This is a genomic window from Streptomyces gilvosporeus (genome assembly GCF_002082195.1).
GTDB lineage: Bacteria > Actinomycetota > Actinomycetes > Streptomycetales > Streptomycetaceae > Streptomyces > Streptomyces gilvosporeus.
Window position 1 is genome coordinate 761,934 of sequence record NZ_CP020569.1, and the last position, 15,112, is coordinate 777,045.

The 15,112-nt window shown below is 71.7% G+C and carries 13 protein-coding genes; 8 read left to right on the forward strand and 5 right to left on the reverse strand.

What is annotated here, in order from left to right; translation table 11 throughout:
* The first annotated feature begins 124 nt into the window (after positions 1-124).
* Together B1H19_RS03615 and B1H19_RS03620 are read left to right on the forward strand one after the other, a co-directional pair.
* Positions 125-631, forward strand: a complete 507-nt coding sequence (locus tag B1H19_RS03615) for a hydrogenase maturation protease (protein WP_083102809.1) — start codon at positions 125-127, stop codon at positions 629-631.
* A 151-nt stretch (positions 632-782) separates the two neighbouring features.
* Positions 783-1,070, forward strand: coding sequence for a dsRBD fold-containing protein (locus B1H19_RS03620; protein WP_083102812.1), 288 nt, complete (start codon positions 783-785; stop codon positions 1,068-1,070).
* A 6-nt stretch (positions 1,071-1,076) separates the two neighbouring features.
* Here the strand turns inward: B1H19_RS03620 and B1H19_RS03625 are convergent, their stop codons facing one another.
* From B1H19_RS03625 to B1H19_RS03645, 5 genes are all read right to left on the reverse strand, one after another.
* Positions 1,077-3,788, reverse strand: a complete 2,712-nt coding sequence (locus B1H19_RS03625; RefSeq protein WP_083102815.1) for a bifunctional acetate--CoA ligase family protein/GNAT family N-acetyltransferase — start codon at positions 3,786-3,788, stop codon at positions 1,077-1,079.
* Positions 3,785-4,429, reverse strand: coding sequence for a CBS domain-containing protein (locus B1H19_RS03630; RefSeq protein WP_083102818.1), 645 nt, complete (start codon positions 4,427-4,429; stop codon positions 3,785-3,787). The genes B1H19_RS03625 and B1H19_RS03630 overlap by 4 nt, the downstream gene beginning before the upstream one ends.
* Before the next feature lie 237 nt (positions 4,430-4,666).
* The gene (locus tag B1H19_RS39600; RefSeq protein ID WP_083102820.1) at positions 4,667-6,277 is read right to left on the reverse strand and encodes a serine/threonine-protein kinase; all 1,611 of its coding nucleotides are present in this window, start codon (positions 6,275-6,277) and stop codon (positions 4,667-4,669) included.
* Between the two features lie 140 nt (positions 6,278-6,417).
* Positions 6,418-6,684 carry a GlsB/YeaQ/YmgE family stress response membrane protein gene (locus B1H19_RS03640; RefSeq protein WP_083102823.1) on the reverse strand — a complete coding sequence of 89 codons (267 nt, stop codon included), beginning with the start codon at positions 6,682-6,684 and terminating at the stop codon, positions 6,418-6,420.
* A gap of 165 nt (positions 6,685-6,849) precedes the next feature.
* Complete coding sequence (locus tag B1H19_RS03645) at positions 6,850-8,247, reverse strand: flavin monoamine oxidase family protein (protein ID WP_203237086.1); 1,398 nt, start codon at positions 8,245-8,247, stop codon at positions 6,850-6,852.
* Between the two features lie 218 nt (positions 8,248-8,465).
* On the opposite strand from B1H19_RS03645, the gene B1H19_RS03650 reads away from it, so the two are divergent.
* The 6 genes from B1H19_RS03650 to B1H19_RS03675 all read left to right on the forward strand — a co-directional run bounded on the left by B1H19_RS03650 (position 8,466) and on the right by B1H19_RS03675 (position 15,112).
* Positions 8,466-9,005 (forward strand): TetR/AcrR family transcriptional regulator, encoded by a 540-nt coding sequence (locus tag B1H19_RS03650; protein ID WP_083102826.1) that lies wholly within the window; start codon positions 8,466-8,468, stop codon positions 9,003-9,005.
* 131 nt (positions 9,006-9,136) lie between these two features.
* On the forward strand, positions 9,137-11,761 hold the full coding sequence (locus tag B1H19_RS03655; protein WP_237289101.1) for a cation-translocating P-type ATPase: 2,625 nt from the start codon (positions 9,137-9,139) through the stop codon (positions 11,759-11,761).
* A 118-nt stretch (positions 11,762-11,879) separates the two neighbouring features.
* Positions 11,880-12,386, forward strand: a complete 507-nt coding sequence (locus B1H19_RS03660; RefSeq protein ID WP_083102831.1) for a hypothetical protein — start codon at positions 11,880-11,882, stop codon at positions 12,384-12,386.
* Between the two features lie 62 nt (positions 12,387-12,448).
* Positions 12,449-13,300: a hypothetical protein gene (locus B1H19_RS03665; protein ID WP_237289102.1), complete on the forward strand. Its 852-nt coding sequence runs from the start codon at positions 12,449-12,451 to the stop codon at positions 13,298-13,300.
* On the forward strand, positions 13,287-14,693 hold the full coding sequence (locus tag B1H19_RS03670; protein WP_083102837.1) for a V-type ATPase 116kDa subunit family protein: 1,407 nt from the start codon (positions 13,287-13,289) through the stop codon (positions 14,691-14,693). Before B1H19_RS03665 ends, B1H19_RS03670 begins: the two co-directional genes overlap by 14 nt.
* Entirely contained in the window at positions 14,690-15,112 is a 423-nt protein-coding gene (locus B1H19_RS03675; protein WP_083102839.1) for an ATP synthase subunit C, read from the forward strand. Before B1H19_RS03670 ends, B1H19_RS03675 begins: the two co-directional genes overlap by 4 nt.

Consider the following 15,112-nt stretch of genomic DNA (forward strand, 5'->3'; position numbering starts at 1 on the left):
GCAGGCGCCGACGGTCCCGGCTGTGGCCCGTACGGACCTCTTCGTCCCCCGGACGGGCCTGGGCGGCGGGCGGGGACGGGGCTGCCGCGCCGAGTCCACGCCGTGGTGGGGAAGGCATCGCGACATGGATGATTCTGCTGTCGCAGAGCGGATCGCCGTCATCGGTGTCGGCAACGACTACCGCCACGACGACGGCGTGGGCTGGGCCGTCGTGGCCGGACTTGTGCAGCGGGGGAAGCGGCGGCCGCTCCCCCACGGGACTCGGCTCACCCGTACTGACGGAGACCCGACGCGAGTGATCGGGGCCTGGGACGGCGTCCGTCTGGCTATCGTCGTGGACGCCGCACGGTCCCATCCGGGCCGGCCCGGCCACGTGCACCGGCTGCGACTCGACGGCGCTTTGTCGCAGCCGCCACGCGCAGTGACCAGCTCACACGGCTTCCCCCTTGAGGACACCGTCCGGCTCGCCCACGCCCTGGACCGGATGCCTGGAGACCTGCTCGTCTACGCTGTCGAAGCCGCCGACACCAGCCTCGGGTCCGGACTGTCGCCGCAGGTCGCAGCTGCGGTCGGCCCGCTCGTCCACCGTATTGAGGGGGACATCGTGCGTCACGTTCTTGGCGGGCGGTGATGCCGGACAGCGCGGGGCAGGTGCATGAGGTGCGGGGGTGCCGTTCGTTCAAGGGGGCCGGTCGGGTCCTTCCCGGGGAAGGTCAGCCCCTCCCCTCGGCAGCGGCGCCGGGCGAGCGTGGCATCGCAGGCACCGACCTGGGAGGCAGACCATGGCCAGAACCGGAGAATGGGGTGTCCGTCTCTACCTCTTCGAGGACAACGGAGCAAGCACGGCGCGCGTGGTGCTCGATACCGGCACCAACACACTCACCGGGCACGGCAAGGCCCAGTACACATCGAAGGACGTGGACGTTCCGGAGATCGGCGACGAACTGGCGGCCAGCCGGGCGATGAGCGATCTGGCCACGCAGCTGATGAGGACCGCGTGCGACGACTTGGAGGGCGTGCGGGCGTCGTCACCGGCGGCCCGGACACCGTCGACCGATCCGGCCGACTGAACCGGCTCATGGAAGCCGACGCACATAGGGGTCGCGAGCGTGGCGGGGCACCAGGCGGACCCGGGCGTCGACGACGGTGGTGCCGTCCGGCCTGGCGATCACCGGATCGCATTCCGCCTCGGCGAGTTCGGGTAGGTCGTCCGCCATCCGGGAGAGGCGTGCCAGCAGGTCCTCCAGGCCCGCGATGTCGACCGGGCCACTGCCCCGGTAGCCGAACAGCAGCGGCGCACAGCGTGGTGCGGTGAGCAGTTCGTGGACATCGGTGTCGGAGAGGGGGGCCGGGCGCGCGGCGTGGTCGGCGAGCAGCTCGCTGGTGGTGCCGCCGAGCCCGAAGACGACCAGGGCTCCGAAGACTTCGTCCTGGACGACGCCGGCCAGCAGCTCCGTGCCGCGGGCGGCCATCGGCTGGACGAGGACTTCGGTCACGCCGGTGCCGAGACGGGTCGTCAGATCGCGGTAGGCGGACCGTACTTGGCGCTCGCCGCGCAGATCGAGCAGGACGGCGCCCGGTTCGCTCTTGTGGAGGAGGCCGGGGCCCTGCGCCTTGAGCACCGCGGCGCCCCCGGGGCCCGCGAGGCGTGCGGCGGCATCGACCGTTTCCTGCTCGGTGGTGGCGCATGCTTGCGGCAGGTGCGGAATGCCATAGCAGCCGAGGAGTTGGGCGGTCTCACGGGTGGTCAGCCAGCCGCCGGCCGGTTCCCGGGTGAGAAATGCCGCGACGAGTGCGTGTGCGCCCGAGGAGTCGATACCGGCCGGCTCCACCACATCGCCCTGTGGCCTGGACAGCCAGCGTGCCCGTTCGGCGGCGTGGAACAGGGCCCTGGCGGCCGACTGCGGTTCGCCGTAGGCGGGTGTCACCTGCCCGTCTTCCGCGCGGAGCAGCCGGACCCGCTCCGGCTGGTCGAGCAGCACCGCGACGATCGGTACGTCGGGACGGTCCGTCGGCACCGGGGACGTCACCGCGGTGACCAGGTCGGCACCGACCGCCGTGGTCAACGCGGTGGGCACCAGGGCGACCAGGACGGCATCCGTCGATCCGGACCTCGCGAGCCGGTCCACGCACTCGCTCAGTTCCCGCACGCTCACCGCAGGCGTGGTGTCGACCGGGTTTCCGGCACCGGCGCCCGCCGGAAGCAGCGCAAGCAGCTGCCCCCTGAGGTCCGATGGCAGTTCGGGGACGGTCAGTCCCGCATCCACACATGCATCCGCGGCCAGCACCCCGACACCGCCGGCATTGGAGACCACGGCGATCCGCCCGCCCGCGGGCAACGGCTGGGAGTGCAACAGCGCCGCGGCGTCCAGTAGTTCACCGAGGGTGCGGGTGGCGGTGATGCCGGCCTGGGTGAACAGTGCCCGGCGGGTCATGGTCGGGGTCGCCGCGGCCGCCGTGTGCGAGGCGGCCGCACGGCGGCCCGCTGTCGAGCGTCCCGCGTCGACCGTGAGCACGGGCATCCGGCGAGCGACGCGCCGGGCCGTACGGGAAAACGCGCGCGGGTTCCCGAACGACTCCAGGTGCAGCAGCGCCAGTTCGGTCCTGCCGTCGCCCTCCCACCACTGCAGCACATCGTTGCTGCTGACATCGCGCTTGTCGCCGAGCGAGACGAAGCTGGAGATGCCGATGCCCAGGCGGGAGAGCCCGTCCAGCAGCGCGATGCCGACTCCGCCGGACTGCACCGCGACCCCCGCCGTACCGGGCAGCGGCCTCGTCACGGCGAAGGTCGCGTCCATGCGGACGGCGTCTTCCGTATTGGCGATGCCCAGACAGTTGGGACCGACCATCCGCATCCCCCAGTGGCGGCATGCCTCGGTCAGCTCCGCGGCCCGGTTCGCGTCCAGTCCGGAGGTCAGCACCACCAGCGCTCTGACTCCCGCCTTTCCGCACTGGTCCACCGTCGCGGGAACGGCGGCGGCCGGGACCGCGACGAAGGCGAGGTCCGGCGGGTGCGGAAGGTCGGCGACGGACGCATAGGCGGGAATGCGCAGCACGGCGTGGGCATGCGGGTTGACCGCGTAGAGCAGTCCGTGGAAATGCGCTTCGCGCAGGTTGTGCAGGACGGCCCGGCCGACCGATCCGGGCCGGGTTCCGGTGCCGATCACCGCGAGGGAACGGGGGCGCAGCAACGGCTGCAGACTCGCGGTGCCGGCGGTGCGGCCCCTCCTGTCCACCGCCGCCAGGTAGCGCTCATCCGGTTCGAGCCGGATGACCCCGCTCACCATGGCGCCGTCGTACTGCCGGGTGACGCGCAGACCGAGATCGGCCAGGACCTTGTGGATGAGGTGGTTGTCGGCGAGTACGTCGGCGGTGAACGTGGTGATGCCGTTCTCCCGGGCGATGTGGACCAGATGTTCCAGCAGCAGGGTGCCGATGCCTCGGTGGTGGAACTGGTCGGCCACCGCCAGGGCGATCTCGGCGGAGGCGGGGTCGTCGCCGGTCTCGTACTCGGCGACGCCGACCAGCCGGTCGCCCTGAACCGCCACCAGGGTGCGGTGGCCGGCTTCGGGAGGCGCGCAGAGCCGGGCGGCGGCCTGCTCGCCGGAGCGGCGGCTCACCATGAAGAACCGGCTGCGCAGGTTGTCCGTGGACATCCCGTCGTAGAGCCGGCGTACCCGTTCGCGGTCCTCGGGGCAGGCCGCGCGCAGCCGCACCGTGCTCCCGTCGGCCAGGAGTGCAGGGACCTCACGGGTTCCGGGGGCGGTGCCAGGGTCGGTGTCGGTCATCGCGCTGCGGGGTCGAACCTCACGTCCACGACGCCCTCGACCGCCCGCACCAGCCGTGCCGCGACGGGGATGAGCGAGGTGTTGCCGATCCGGCCGCTGAGGGTGACCACTCCGTCGGTGACACCGACCGACATTTCCTCCGCCGCTCCGGCGAACAGCCGGCCGACGACCTCCGTACGGATTTCCGCCGCCAGGTCCTCGTCGGAGCGCAGAAAGACCTTCAGCAGGTCGGAGCGGCTGACGATGCCCTGCAGCAGTCCCTCGCTGTCGACCACGGGCAAACGCTTCACGGACTTGCACGCCATCGTCCGCGCCGCCTGGGCGAGGGTGTCGCCGGCGTGCACCGTCAGGGCGGGCGTGCTCATCAGCTCCCCGGCCGTCAGAGCCCCGGCCTTGCGTACGTCGTCCAGTCGGCGCAGCTGCTCCAGACGATCAGGATCGGATTCCCGGAACTCCTCCTTGGGCAGCAGATCGGCCTCCGAGACCACCCCGATCACCCGCCCCTCCCCCGCCAGCACGGGCAGGGCGCTGACCTTCCACTGCTCCATGGTCTCGACGATCTCCTTGAACCGCGCCTCCTGGCCGACCGCGACCACCGTCTGGGTCATCACGTCGCTGACGGTGTACGGAGTGTGCTCCATGACGTCTCCTGGGTACGGACCGGTCGCACCACCGGTGTGACACTTCCAGCCTGGGGTCCCTCCACCGGTACCGGGCAGGGGCCGTCCGGCCCTTCCCTCGGCAGGCTGCCGTGGTCGCTGTACGAAGTCCGCTCACGCTGGTCCGCTCTGTGGCGACTCGGCGGGTTCTGGGAATGGCGAGGGCATAGTCGAAACGGCGCTCGTCGAGCGTGGCGCGCAGGTGCGGCTTGGCCGGGCTCAGGCGGAGTGGCGGTAGTAGGTGAGGGAGACCTTGACCGGGCCGTCGTTCGAACCGTCGGTGAGTGTGCGGATGATGGCGATGTCCTGGCCGCCCGGGTAGCGGACGCAGAAGCTGCGGCCGACGCGCAGGGTGGTGAAGGGGAGGGTGGAGGCGGGCTGGGTGTCGATGCCCTTGAGGCAGTCGGTGAGAGTGAGGGGGCCGGCCGGGGGGATGTAGGCGGCGCTGTCGTCGGGGACGTAGTACGCGCCGTTCTCGCGGCCCAGGTACCAGGTGGAGTTGTTTTGGGTCACCTTCCCGGCTTTGAGGTCGAACTCGTAGTCGGAGTCGGGGGAGGTGAGTTCGAGGTTCGTGTAGGCCACGGAGTAGCCGGAGGCCGTGGTCGGTTGCGGGGACGTGGAGGGGGAGGGCGGGGGGTGGCTGCCTCTGGCAGCGACGTCCTTGTTGCCGTGGTGGTCGAAGTAAGCGGAGTTGAGCAGGACGAAGATCGTTGCGCCGCCGACGAGGAAGGCGGCGGTCGTCAGGAGCGCGATGCGGGCGCGTCGGCGTGCGGTGGTCGCGGCTCTGCGTGTGGCGGCTGCCGGCTGCGGCCGGTCGGGCGCCGGGGCAGGGAGGACCGGTGCCGCCGGGGCCACGGCCGCGGATCGGCCCGGGTCGAGGAGGGTCGCGGGCGGCGGAGGCGTGGTCGGTAGGGCGGTGTGGCGCTGGATCTCGCTACTCACCTGCTCAGGCAGCCAGCCGTCGGAGATACGGAGTTCGCCGCCGGTGGCGGGGTGGTTGCGGGCGGCCTCGATCAGCCAGGCTGTGCTCGGCCGGTCCTCGGGGTTCTTGGCCAGACAGAGCCGGACCAGTTCGTGCAGTCCGTGCGGAAGATGGGTGAGGTCGGGCTCCTCGTGTATCGCCCGGTAGAGGGAGGCGGGTTCGGGTCCGTCACCGAAGGGGGGCATGCCGGAGCCTATGCAGGCGATCAGGGCGCCCAGGGCGAACACGTCAGTGGCCGGGGTGGCGGGTAGTCCGAGGGCTTGTTCGGGTGCCATGAAGCCCGGTGAGCCGATGCGCAGGCCGGTGCCGGTGAGCGGGTTGGCGTCGGCGGCGCGGGCGATGCCGAAGTCGATGACGCGGGGGCCGTCGGCGGCGACGAGGACGTTGCCGGGCTTGAGGTCGCGGTGGACGACCCCCGCGGCGTGGATCGCGTGCAGGGCCTCGGCGATGCCGGCGACGAGCAGCAGGACGGTACGTTCGGGCAGTGGGCCGTGTTGGTGGACGACTTGCTGGAGGGAGGGGCCGGGCACGAAGGTGGTAGCGAGCCAGGGGGTGGTGGCGTCGGTTCCCGCGTCGACCACCTGGGCGGTGTAAAAGCCGTGGATACGCCGAGCGCTGGCAACCTCCTGGGCGAAGCGGTGCCGAAACCCCGGATCCTCGGCGAGCTCCGGCCGGACCACCTTGAGCGCGACCGGACGACCGCCGGCTGTGTAGGCCAGGTAGACCCGGCCCATGCCGCCCGCGCCGAGCAGCGCGCAGAGGCGGTAGCCGCCGATCGCGTGGGGGTCGTCCGAGGACAGCGCCTCGAAGGCCGAGGGCGACGGGGCGCCGAAGGGCTCTGCGGTCATGCTGACTGAACTCCCAGCGGGTCGGGCGGTGGGGACGGGGACACGGTGGTGTGGGTGCGGCGGGTGAGGTGGCCCGGTCGGCCAGATGCGGAACGCCTGCCGAGACGACGATCTTCGGCGAACTGCACCGCAACGACGGGTCATTCGCGGGAGTTGCCGACCAAGATGCGGTAACCGATGAGCAACACCAGGGAACCGGCGATCGCGGCGCCCCAGGTGTAGAGGTCGAAGAAGTCCTGCTCCACCGGGCGGTCGAGGAAGCGGGCCGAGAGCCAGCCGCCGACGAAGGCGCCCGCGACGCCGATGAGAGTGGTACCGATCAGGCCGCCCGGGTCGCGGCCGGGCAGCAGCATCTTGGCGATGGCTCCGGCGAGCAGGCCGAGGACGATCCAGCTGATGATGCCCATGGTGGGTTCCTCCCGTCGGGTCGGGCTCCGCGCCGAGTGCGCCGGAGAACGACACGTGGTTCGCTTGTTTTTGCGCAAGCCAGTAGTGGGTGGTCAGGTGGTATGGGGGTGGGTATGTCGCGGTGGCAGGTGGGGCAGGTGGGCGCCACCCAAGGTCCGACTCTTTCAGTCCGCGACTTCCTTGGCGGCGCGGATTCCCGACAAGTAGGCACCGTGGACGGTCTGGTAGGAGTCGCGGTGCGTCGCCTCACCGGCGAAGTGCACACGGTCTTCCACGGCGGCGGCGAGACTGTCACGCATGGACGGTGTGGAGCCGATCTTGTTGTACGAGTACGAGCCGCACGCGTACGGGTCGGACGCCCAGCGGGTGATCTGATAGCCGACAGGGGCGGGGATGTCACTGCCGAAGATGGTTCTCAGCGTTCCCATGGCGCTGTCGACGATCCGGGTGTCGCTCCAACCCTCGGTCGTGCGGCCGAAATCGGCGGCGTTGAAGCCGAGCAGCACCGGCCGGCCGGTGACGCGGCTGATGTTGATCCACTGTTCCCACTGGCCGTACTTGTCCACATCCGGTACGTGGGTCATCCAGTCGGTGTCCGGCCAGAACACCTTGGGGAAGCGCAGGTAGCACTTGTTGAGCACGCCCATGCCGAGCTTGTCGATGGCGGTGCGTTTGTTCGCGGGCAGGCCGGGGCCGAAGGTGACCGCGCCTCTCTGCAGCACGCCCAGCGGTAGCGTCACCACCACGTGGCCGGCGAGAAAGGTGTCTTTGTCGGTGGCGACGGTCACGCCGCTGGAGTCCCAGTCGATGTGCTTGACGACGTGCCCGGTCCGGATGGACAGCCCGGAGGCGAGCAGATCGGTGATCTGGTGGTAGCCGCCGGGGAACAGCACGTCCTTGCCCTTGATGTCCGCGCCGCTGTCGAAGTACAGGGCCGACATCCGGTCCACGCTGCCCGAGTACTCGTGCTCGTAGTCGTTGAGCCCGAACGAGATCAGGGCCTTGTCGTCGTCCGACAGTGAGGACCAGCGCAGCGCACGCTCCACCACGCTGCGCACCGACGCATCCTTGTCCGCGTCGTCCTGGTACGAGGACAACGCGTCCTCCATTTTGCTCTGCCAGCGGTCGATCGCTTTCGCCTGTGCACCATCGACCTCGCTGCCGTCGGCGAGGTAGCCGGTGGAACTGTCGGGGTTGGTCACGACCGTCCGCGCCCTGGCCTTCGCGGCCAGCGCGGCGATCGGATTGCTGTCGATGCCGTGAATCCATGAGGCGCCGAGGTCGAGCGGCATGCCGGCCCACTTCCCGCTGGTCCAGATGCGGCCGCCGATCCGGTTGCGCGCTTCGAGGACCACCACGCCCTGCCCCCGGTCGGCCAGGTGGCGGGCTGCGGCAAGACCGCTGATCCCGGCGCCGACGACTATCACCCGTTCGCTGTCGGACGAGACCGAGGGGTTCGCCTCGGTCGGGCCGGCCTTGCAGGCGGACAGGGAAGTGAGAGCGGCGAGGCTGGGCAGGCCCAGGCCCGCGTTCTGCAGGAAGCGCCGGCGATGCATCGTCATGTCTGTCAACCGATCTGCGATCTGACACGGGCTCTTGCAGGAATGCCGGCGAACGCTCCGTTGCGTTCGACCGGCTGCCCGTTGGCGAAGAAGCCGCGCAGGCTCCAATGAGGCCCCCGATCCGGTCGGGGACCGCCTCAGTACAATGGAACTGATACTGCAAAGCATGCAATTGAAACATCAGTGTGTCAATAGAGGCATTGGAGATTGGTGCCACGATGCGTACCGACGCGGCAGAGGTGTTGGACTCGGCGATCGCGGTCCTCGCCAAGGACCGAGCGGCGTCCATGCAGGTCATCGCTGCACGCGCGGGCATCAGCCGGGCGACCCTGGTCCGCCTGTTCCCCACCCGTAAGCTCCTGGTGCAGGCGATGGCCGAGAAGATCCTGGACGACTGCGACCGGGTCCTGACCCGGACCGAGGCCGACTCCGCGCCCATGGACCAGGTACTGGGCGTGCTGGTCGCCGAGTACACGCCGTTCGCCCAACTGTGGAACCTGGTCTACGTCGATCCCGATGTCTCGGGTCTGCCCGAGGCCAGCACACGGGCCAAGGCAATCTTCATCCGGACGGTCAAGCTCATGGAACGCGGCCAGAAATCGGGGTTGCTACGCCACGACATGCCGGCCACCTGGCTGGCCTCGACGTTCTGCGGCCTGGCCGAGACCGCATGGGAGCTGACACTTGAAGGCCACATGGGCGCCCGCCAGGCCCCGGACTTCATCAACGCGATCCTGCTGCACGGCGCTGCTGCCTGACCCTCGCTCGCAACCGCCTGATCCCGAGCCCTGACCGAGTGTCACACGAGCTGGGCAGCGCGCTCGCGTACCTGCGAAGCGTAGCGTCGAAGAGAGGCGCGATGCGCCGGAGCGGCCCGAGGGAGGCCGAAGTGGGCGTCGATGAGTCCAGGGGCGCCGCCGCCACCTCGGTGGGCCTGACAGGGGACGAGGCTGCGCGGCGGTTGAAGGACGTCGGCCCCAATGCGCTGCCGGCGGAGCCGTGTACCCCGGTGTGGCGGCGTGTGCTCCAGCAGTTGCGGGATCCGCTGATCGTGGTGCTCCTCGTGGCCGCCGCGCTGACCCTCGTCACCGGCGATTTCCACGATGCCGCCGTCATCCTGTTCGTGATCGTCGTGAACACGGTGGTCGGCGTCGTCCAGGAAGTGCGGGCGGAGGAGGCCGTGGCGGCATTGTCAGAGTTGAGTGCGCCGGCGGCGAGGGTGGTACGGGACGGCAGTGAACGGTCCGTGGCGGCGGCCGAGGTGGTGCCGGGAGACCTGGTCCTGCTGGCCGAGGGCGACATCGTGCCGGCGGACGGTGACGTACGGAACGCCGCGTTGCTGCTACTGGACGAGTCGTCGCTGACCGGCGAATCCGTTCCGGTGGAGAAGGCCCCCGGAGGCGATCCGTCACGGCACGCGGTGTCCGCGGGCACGGTCGTCGTCCGGGGGCACGGCCGCGTGGTGGTCACCGCCACCGGCACCCGGAGCGCGCTCGGCCGCATCGCGTCGCTCATGGGCACGGCCCCCGGTCTGACGCCGCTGCAGCGTCGGCTGGTGGGGTTCGGCCGCATTCTGGCGGCGGTTACCGTCGCACTGTGCGCCGTGGTCCTCGCCCTGGGGCTGGTGCGCGGACAGCCGGTGGAGCTCATGATCGTCGCGGCGATCAGTCTCGCCGTTGCCGCCGTGCCGGAGTCGCTGCCCGCCGTCGTCACGCTCGCCCTCGCGCTCGGCGCACGGCGCATGGCGGAACGGCACGCCATCGTCCGCCGGCTGCCGGCCGTGGAGACCCTGGGATCGGTCACCGTGCTCGCCACCGACAAGACCGGCACCCTGACCGAGGGGCGGATGGCTGCCGAGCGGCTGTGGACGCCGAGTGGAGACGCCACGGTGACGGGCCGGGGCTATGCGCCGGACGGTCGCGTGCTGCGCGACGGCCAGGCGGTCGCCGCGAGCGGCGCACCCGACCTCGCCGCGCTGCTGCGTGCCGCGCTGCTCTGCAACGATGCCGCTCTGGAGCCACCGTCGGACGGCAGCACAAGGTGGCGGGCACTGGGTGATCCCACCGAGGCCGCCCTGCTCACGGCGGGGGCCAGACTCGGGCTGGACCGGGCGGAGCTGGACCGCAAGCTGCCGCGGGTGGACGAGGTCCCCTTCGAGGCGCGTCGCAAGCGTATGACGACGGTGCACCGGCGGCCGGACGGCGGGGTGCACATCGTGTGCAAGGGAGCGCCGGAGTCCGTGCTGCGGCCCGATGTCCTGGCCGACGGGCCCGACCTGATCGCCCGGGCGGCCGCACGGGCCGAGGAACTGGCGCGCGGGGGCCACCGGGTCCTCGCCCTCGCCACGCGCGACCTCGATGCGCGGTCAGCACGTCCCGGGACCTGGGAGACGGGGCTCTCGCTGCTCGGGCTGATCGGGCTCCTGGACCCGCCCCGGAGCGCCTCGGCCGCCACCGTCGCCGCCTGCGAACAGGCCGGAATCGCCCCCGTACTCATCACCGGCGACCATCCGCTCACCGCGCGGGCCCTGGCCGAGCGCCTCGGCATCGCTTCGGGGGGCCGAGCGGTCACCACCGGCGAGCAGATACGGCAGGGTACGGCGGGCGAGCTGACGAGCGTGCGGGTCTTCGCCCGGACCACGCCCGAGCAGAAACTCGACATCGTCCAGGCCTGGCGCGGGACCGGGCACGTGGTGGCGATGACCGGAGACGGGGTCAACGACGGGCCGGCCCTGCGCAGGGCCGACATCGGCGTCGCCATGGGGCGGCGCGGCACCGAAGTGGCACGCCAGGCGGCCGATCTCGTGCTCGCCGACGACAATCTGGCCACGGTCGTCTCCGCGGTCGAGGAAGGGCGCCGCGTCTACGCCAATGTGCGCCGGTTCCTGCTCTACGCCCTGGCCGGCGGCACCGCGGAGATCCTCGTCATGCTGCTGGGCCCCTTCCTGGGGATGCCACTGCCCCTGCTGCCGGCTCAGATCCTGTGGATCAATCTGCTCACCCACGGCCTGCCCGGTGTCGCCCTCGGTGCGGAGCCCGTCGACCCGGGCGTGATGCGCCACCCGCCGCGGCCACCCGAGGAAAGCGTGCTGGGCGCCGGTCTGTGGCCACGCATCCTGGCCATGGGGGCCTTCGTCGCCACCGTCACCCTGGCGACCGGTGTCTGGGCACGGGAGACCGGCCGTCCGTGGCAGTCCATGGTCTTTCTGGTCCTCGGCGCGACACAGCTGGGTGTGGCCCTCGGCTCCCGTGCCCGGCCGCGCAGCCTGGCCAATCCCTTCCTGCTGGTCGCCGTGGGCGCGGCACTCTGCCTACAGGCGGCGGGCGTCTATCTGCCGCCCTTGCAAGCGCTGCTCGGCACGGAGCCGCTGCCGCTCACCGACCTCGCGATCGCCGCCGGGCTCTCCGGCCTCGGCCATGTCGTCATGCGCCTGCAACGATGGCTGTGCCCGGAGCAACCACCGCGAGCCGCCCCGGCCGGCCCCGACGGCTCGGCGCCGGGGCTTCGCCCATGACGCGGGCACACCGTCGGGCAGCGAGCCCGGCACCGTGCCGGGAGACGGCCCAGTCCGGCGCGACACTTCCGTTCCCAGCGTGGAAACTCGAATCAGGGGCTGACCTTGAGGAGAGCTCGTGGCCGGATTCCGGGATTTCCTGATGCGGTTCCGGCCGGTCGGCCCGCCCGGCCGGGCGGCGCCCGGGGGCGTGCCCGCGGACCGCTCCGCCGAGCTCGCCGCGGAGCTGGAGCCGTCACTTGCTTTGCTGGAGCGGGCCGAAGCCGAGGCACAGAGCATTCGGGAGCAGGCCGCACGCAGGGCTGCCGAGACCCGGCGCGGAGCCGAGCGGCAGGCGGCGGAGATCGTTGAACGGGCGCACGCTCGCGCCCACGACCTGCGTGCGCAGAGCGCCGACAGGGCGCGCCGTGCGGCGGAGGCGCAGGCGGCGGAACTGGTCGCCTCGGCGGAGCGTGCGGCGGCTGCCGTGCACCGACGGGCTGATGCGCGCATGCCCGCGCTGCTCGCCCGCGTGTCGGCGCTCGTGGCCGAGGAGCTCGGTGGCGCGGGGACGGCTGCCCGGCAGACGCCCGACGCGCACGGGGCACCAGAGGAAGGGGGGCCGCGATGGGCTCCGGGTGGGTAGCCGGTGTCACCCGGGCCCGGGCCATGCTGTCCCGATGCCTCGGCGCCGGAGGTGTCCGGGAGGTGGCTACGGAGCCCACGCTCGACGATGCCGTGCGCTATCTGGGAGCCACGGCCTACCGGCACGACCTCCGCCCCGAGATGTCCGTGGCCGAGGCCCAACAGGCGGTCGGAGCAACGCTGTTGTGGCATCTGCGGGTGTTGGCGGGCTGGCAGCCCCGGAGCGGTGCCGAAGCCTTCCGTCTGCTCGCCGCCGGATTCGAGATCGCCAACACGGAGGCACACCTCCGTACGGTCGGGGGAGCCGAACTCCCCCGGCCCGCCCGGCCGTACCAGCTCGGCGCGCTGGCGACCGCCTGGCCACGGCTTGCCCGGACGGTCTCACCGCCGGAGTTGCGGGCCGAGCTCGCCGCTTCCGTATGGGGAGACCCGGGGGCCGAGTCGCCGGCGGCGGTGGGCACCGGAATGCGGATCTCCGCCGCCGTGCGGACCGCGGCCGCGATGCCCGAGGCCGCGCGCTGGACAGCGGGCCGCACGGCCCTGCTGGTCGGCCGCGAGGAATTCGTCGTCGGCCGCCGTCTGACAGAGCCGACTGCCCGGCGTGCGGGCCGACTGCTCGGCTCCGCGGCCGTAGGTGCCGCGTCGTTCGCCGACTTCCGCCAGCGCCTGTCGGCCACGGCGCGTTGGGCACTGGACGGCGTCGACGAGGCGGCGGACCTGTGGCGGGCGGAGGCACGGTGGTGGGACCGGCTGGAACGGGACGGCTCCGAGCTGCTGCACGGATCCCGCTGGGGTTCCGGGCCGGTGGTCGGTGCCGTCGCACTGCTGTCCGCGGATGCCTGGCGGGTGCGGGGTGCGCTGGAACTGGCCGCACGGGGCGGCAGGCCGACGGAGGTGTTCGATGCTCCGGGCTGAGGCCCTGATCCCGGTCCGCATGCAGCGCGTGGCGATCGTCGCTCCTCGCGAGGTCCTGCGGGAAACCCTCGTCGAGATCGCCGAAGCGGGCTGCGTCGAGATCGACCGGATCGACGACGGCGGCCCGGGAGCACCGGGATCGGCCACCCGCCGACTACGGCCTGCCCGCACCGAGGCGGAGAGCGCCGTCCTCAGCGCCCGCCCGCCGGACCTCGATGCACTGGAGCGGGCGGGGCGTACGGATCTGCTGGCGGGCGAGGCACAGCTGGAGGAGCGCCTCGCCGGCACGGTGCAGCACGGGGCCGTCGCGGCGCTCGGCGGATGGTGCCCCACCGCCGAAGTCCCGCCGACTGCCGAGCGCATCGCCGGTGCCGGAGGCGCGCTGGTGCCGCTGCCGGTGCCGCGCGGAATCGACCCGCCGACCATGCTGCGCAGCACCGGTGCCATGCGCCGTTCGTTCACGCCTCTGGTTCGGACGTACGGAACCGTGCCCTACGCCGATCTCGACCCCACCCTGCCCGCCGGCATCGTCTACGTGTTGATGTTCGGCGTGATGTTCGGCGATGCCGGGCACGGCGCACTGCTGCTGCTCGCCGGGCTGCTGCTGCGTCTCGGCCGCCCCCGGCGGCTGGCGTCGTTCCGCGCCCTGTGGCCGTTCGTGACCGGGGCCGGGCTGGCCGCCACGCTCGCGGGTGTGGCCTACGGCGAATTCTTCGGCCCGACCGGGGTATTGCCGGTGCTCTGGCTGAACCCCCTGGACGAACCCGTACGGCTGCTCGCCACCGCGGTCGGACTCGGTGCCGCGCTGCTCGTGCTGGCCTACGGGGCCGGGGCCATCAACCGCTGGCGTGAGAACGGCGCGGCGAGCGCCCTGTACGCGGCCTCCGGCATCGCGGGGTCGGCGCTCTTTGTCGGGCTCGCCCTGACCGCCGGTGCCGTCTATCTGGGCCGCGCCGGCCTCGCGCTCACGGGGGCGGCGATCGCGCTCGTGGGTCTCGTCCTGGCCGGATACGGCCTGTACGCGACCACTGGCGGCGGCCTCGGCGGTGCCGCCCAGACAGGGGTCCAGCTCTTCGACGTGGTGGTGCGGATGGGATCGAACGTCGTCTCGTTCGCACGGCTGGCGGCCTTCGGGCTCACCCATGCCGCGCTCGGATCGATCGTGTGGGAAGGCACCACGGGGCTGGCGGGGATCGGGGGTGCGGCGCTCGTCGCGGCTGTCGTCGTCTTCGTCGTGGGCAACGCCCTCGCCTTCGCGCTGGAGGCGCTGATCGCCGGCGTTCAGGCGCTGCGTCTCGAATTCTACGAACTGTTCTCCCGCCTCTTCGAGAGCCAGGGCCGGCCGTTCCGTCCCTGGCACCTGCCCGTCCAGCACACGGAGGTGACACAGTGATCACCTGGCTCATCGCTCTCCCCGTCGTCGCGGTGGTCTTCGCCGTCACCCGGCTGCTGCTGCACCGGTCCGGCCGGACGGCCCTGCGCTGGGTGGTCGCCGCGGACGCGCTCCTGCTCGTGGGCGCGGCCGCGCTGCTGGCCCTGGCGCTCAGCGACGGTTCCGCGCAGGCCGCCACCACCACGGCGGCCGCGCAGGGTTCCGGCTCCGGCTCCGCCGCGCTGATCGGTGCCGCGATCTCGGTGGCCGGGGCATCGATCGGGGCATCGATCGCCGTCGCCTACACCGGAGCCGCGGCGCTGGCGGCGCTCAGTGAACGGCCCGAACTCTTCGGCCGGGCAATGGTCATCGTCGGCCTCGCCGAGGGCATCGCCATTTACGGCCTGGTCGTCGCGATCATCCTCATCGGGAAAGCCTGA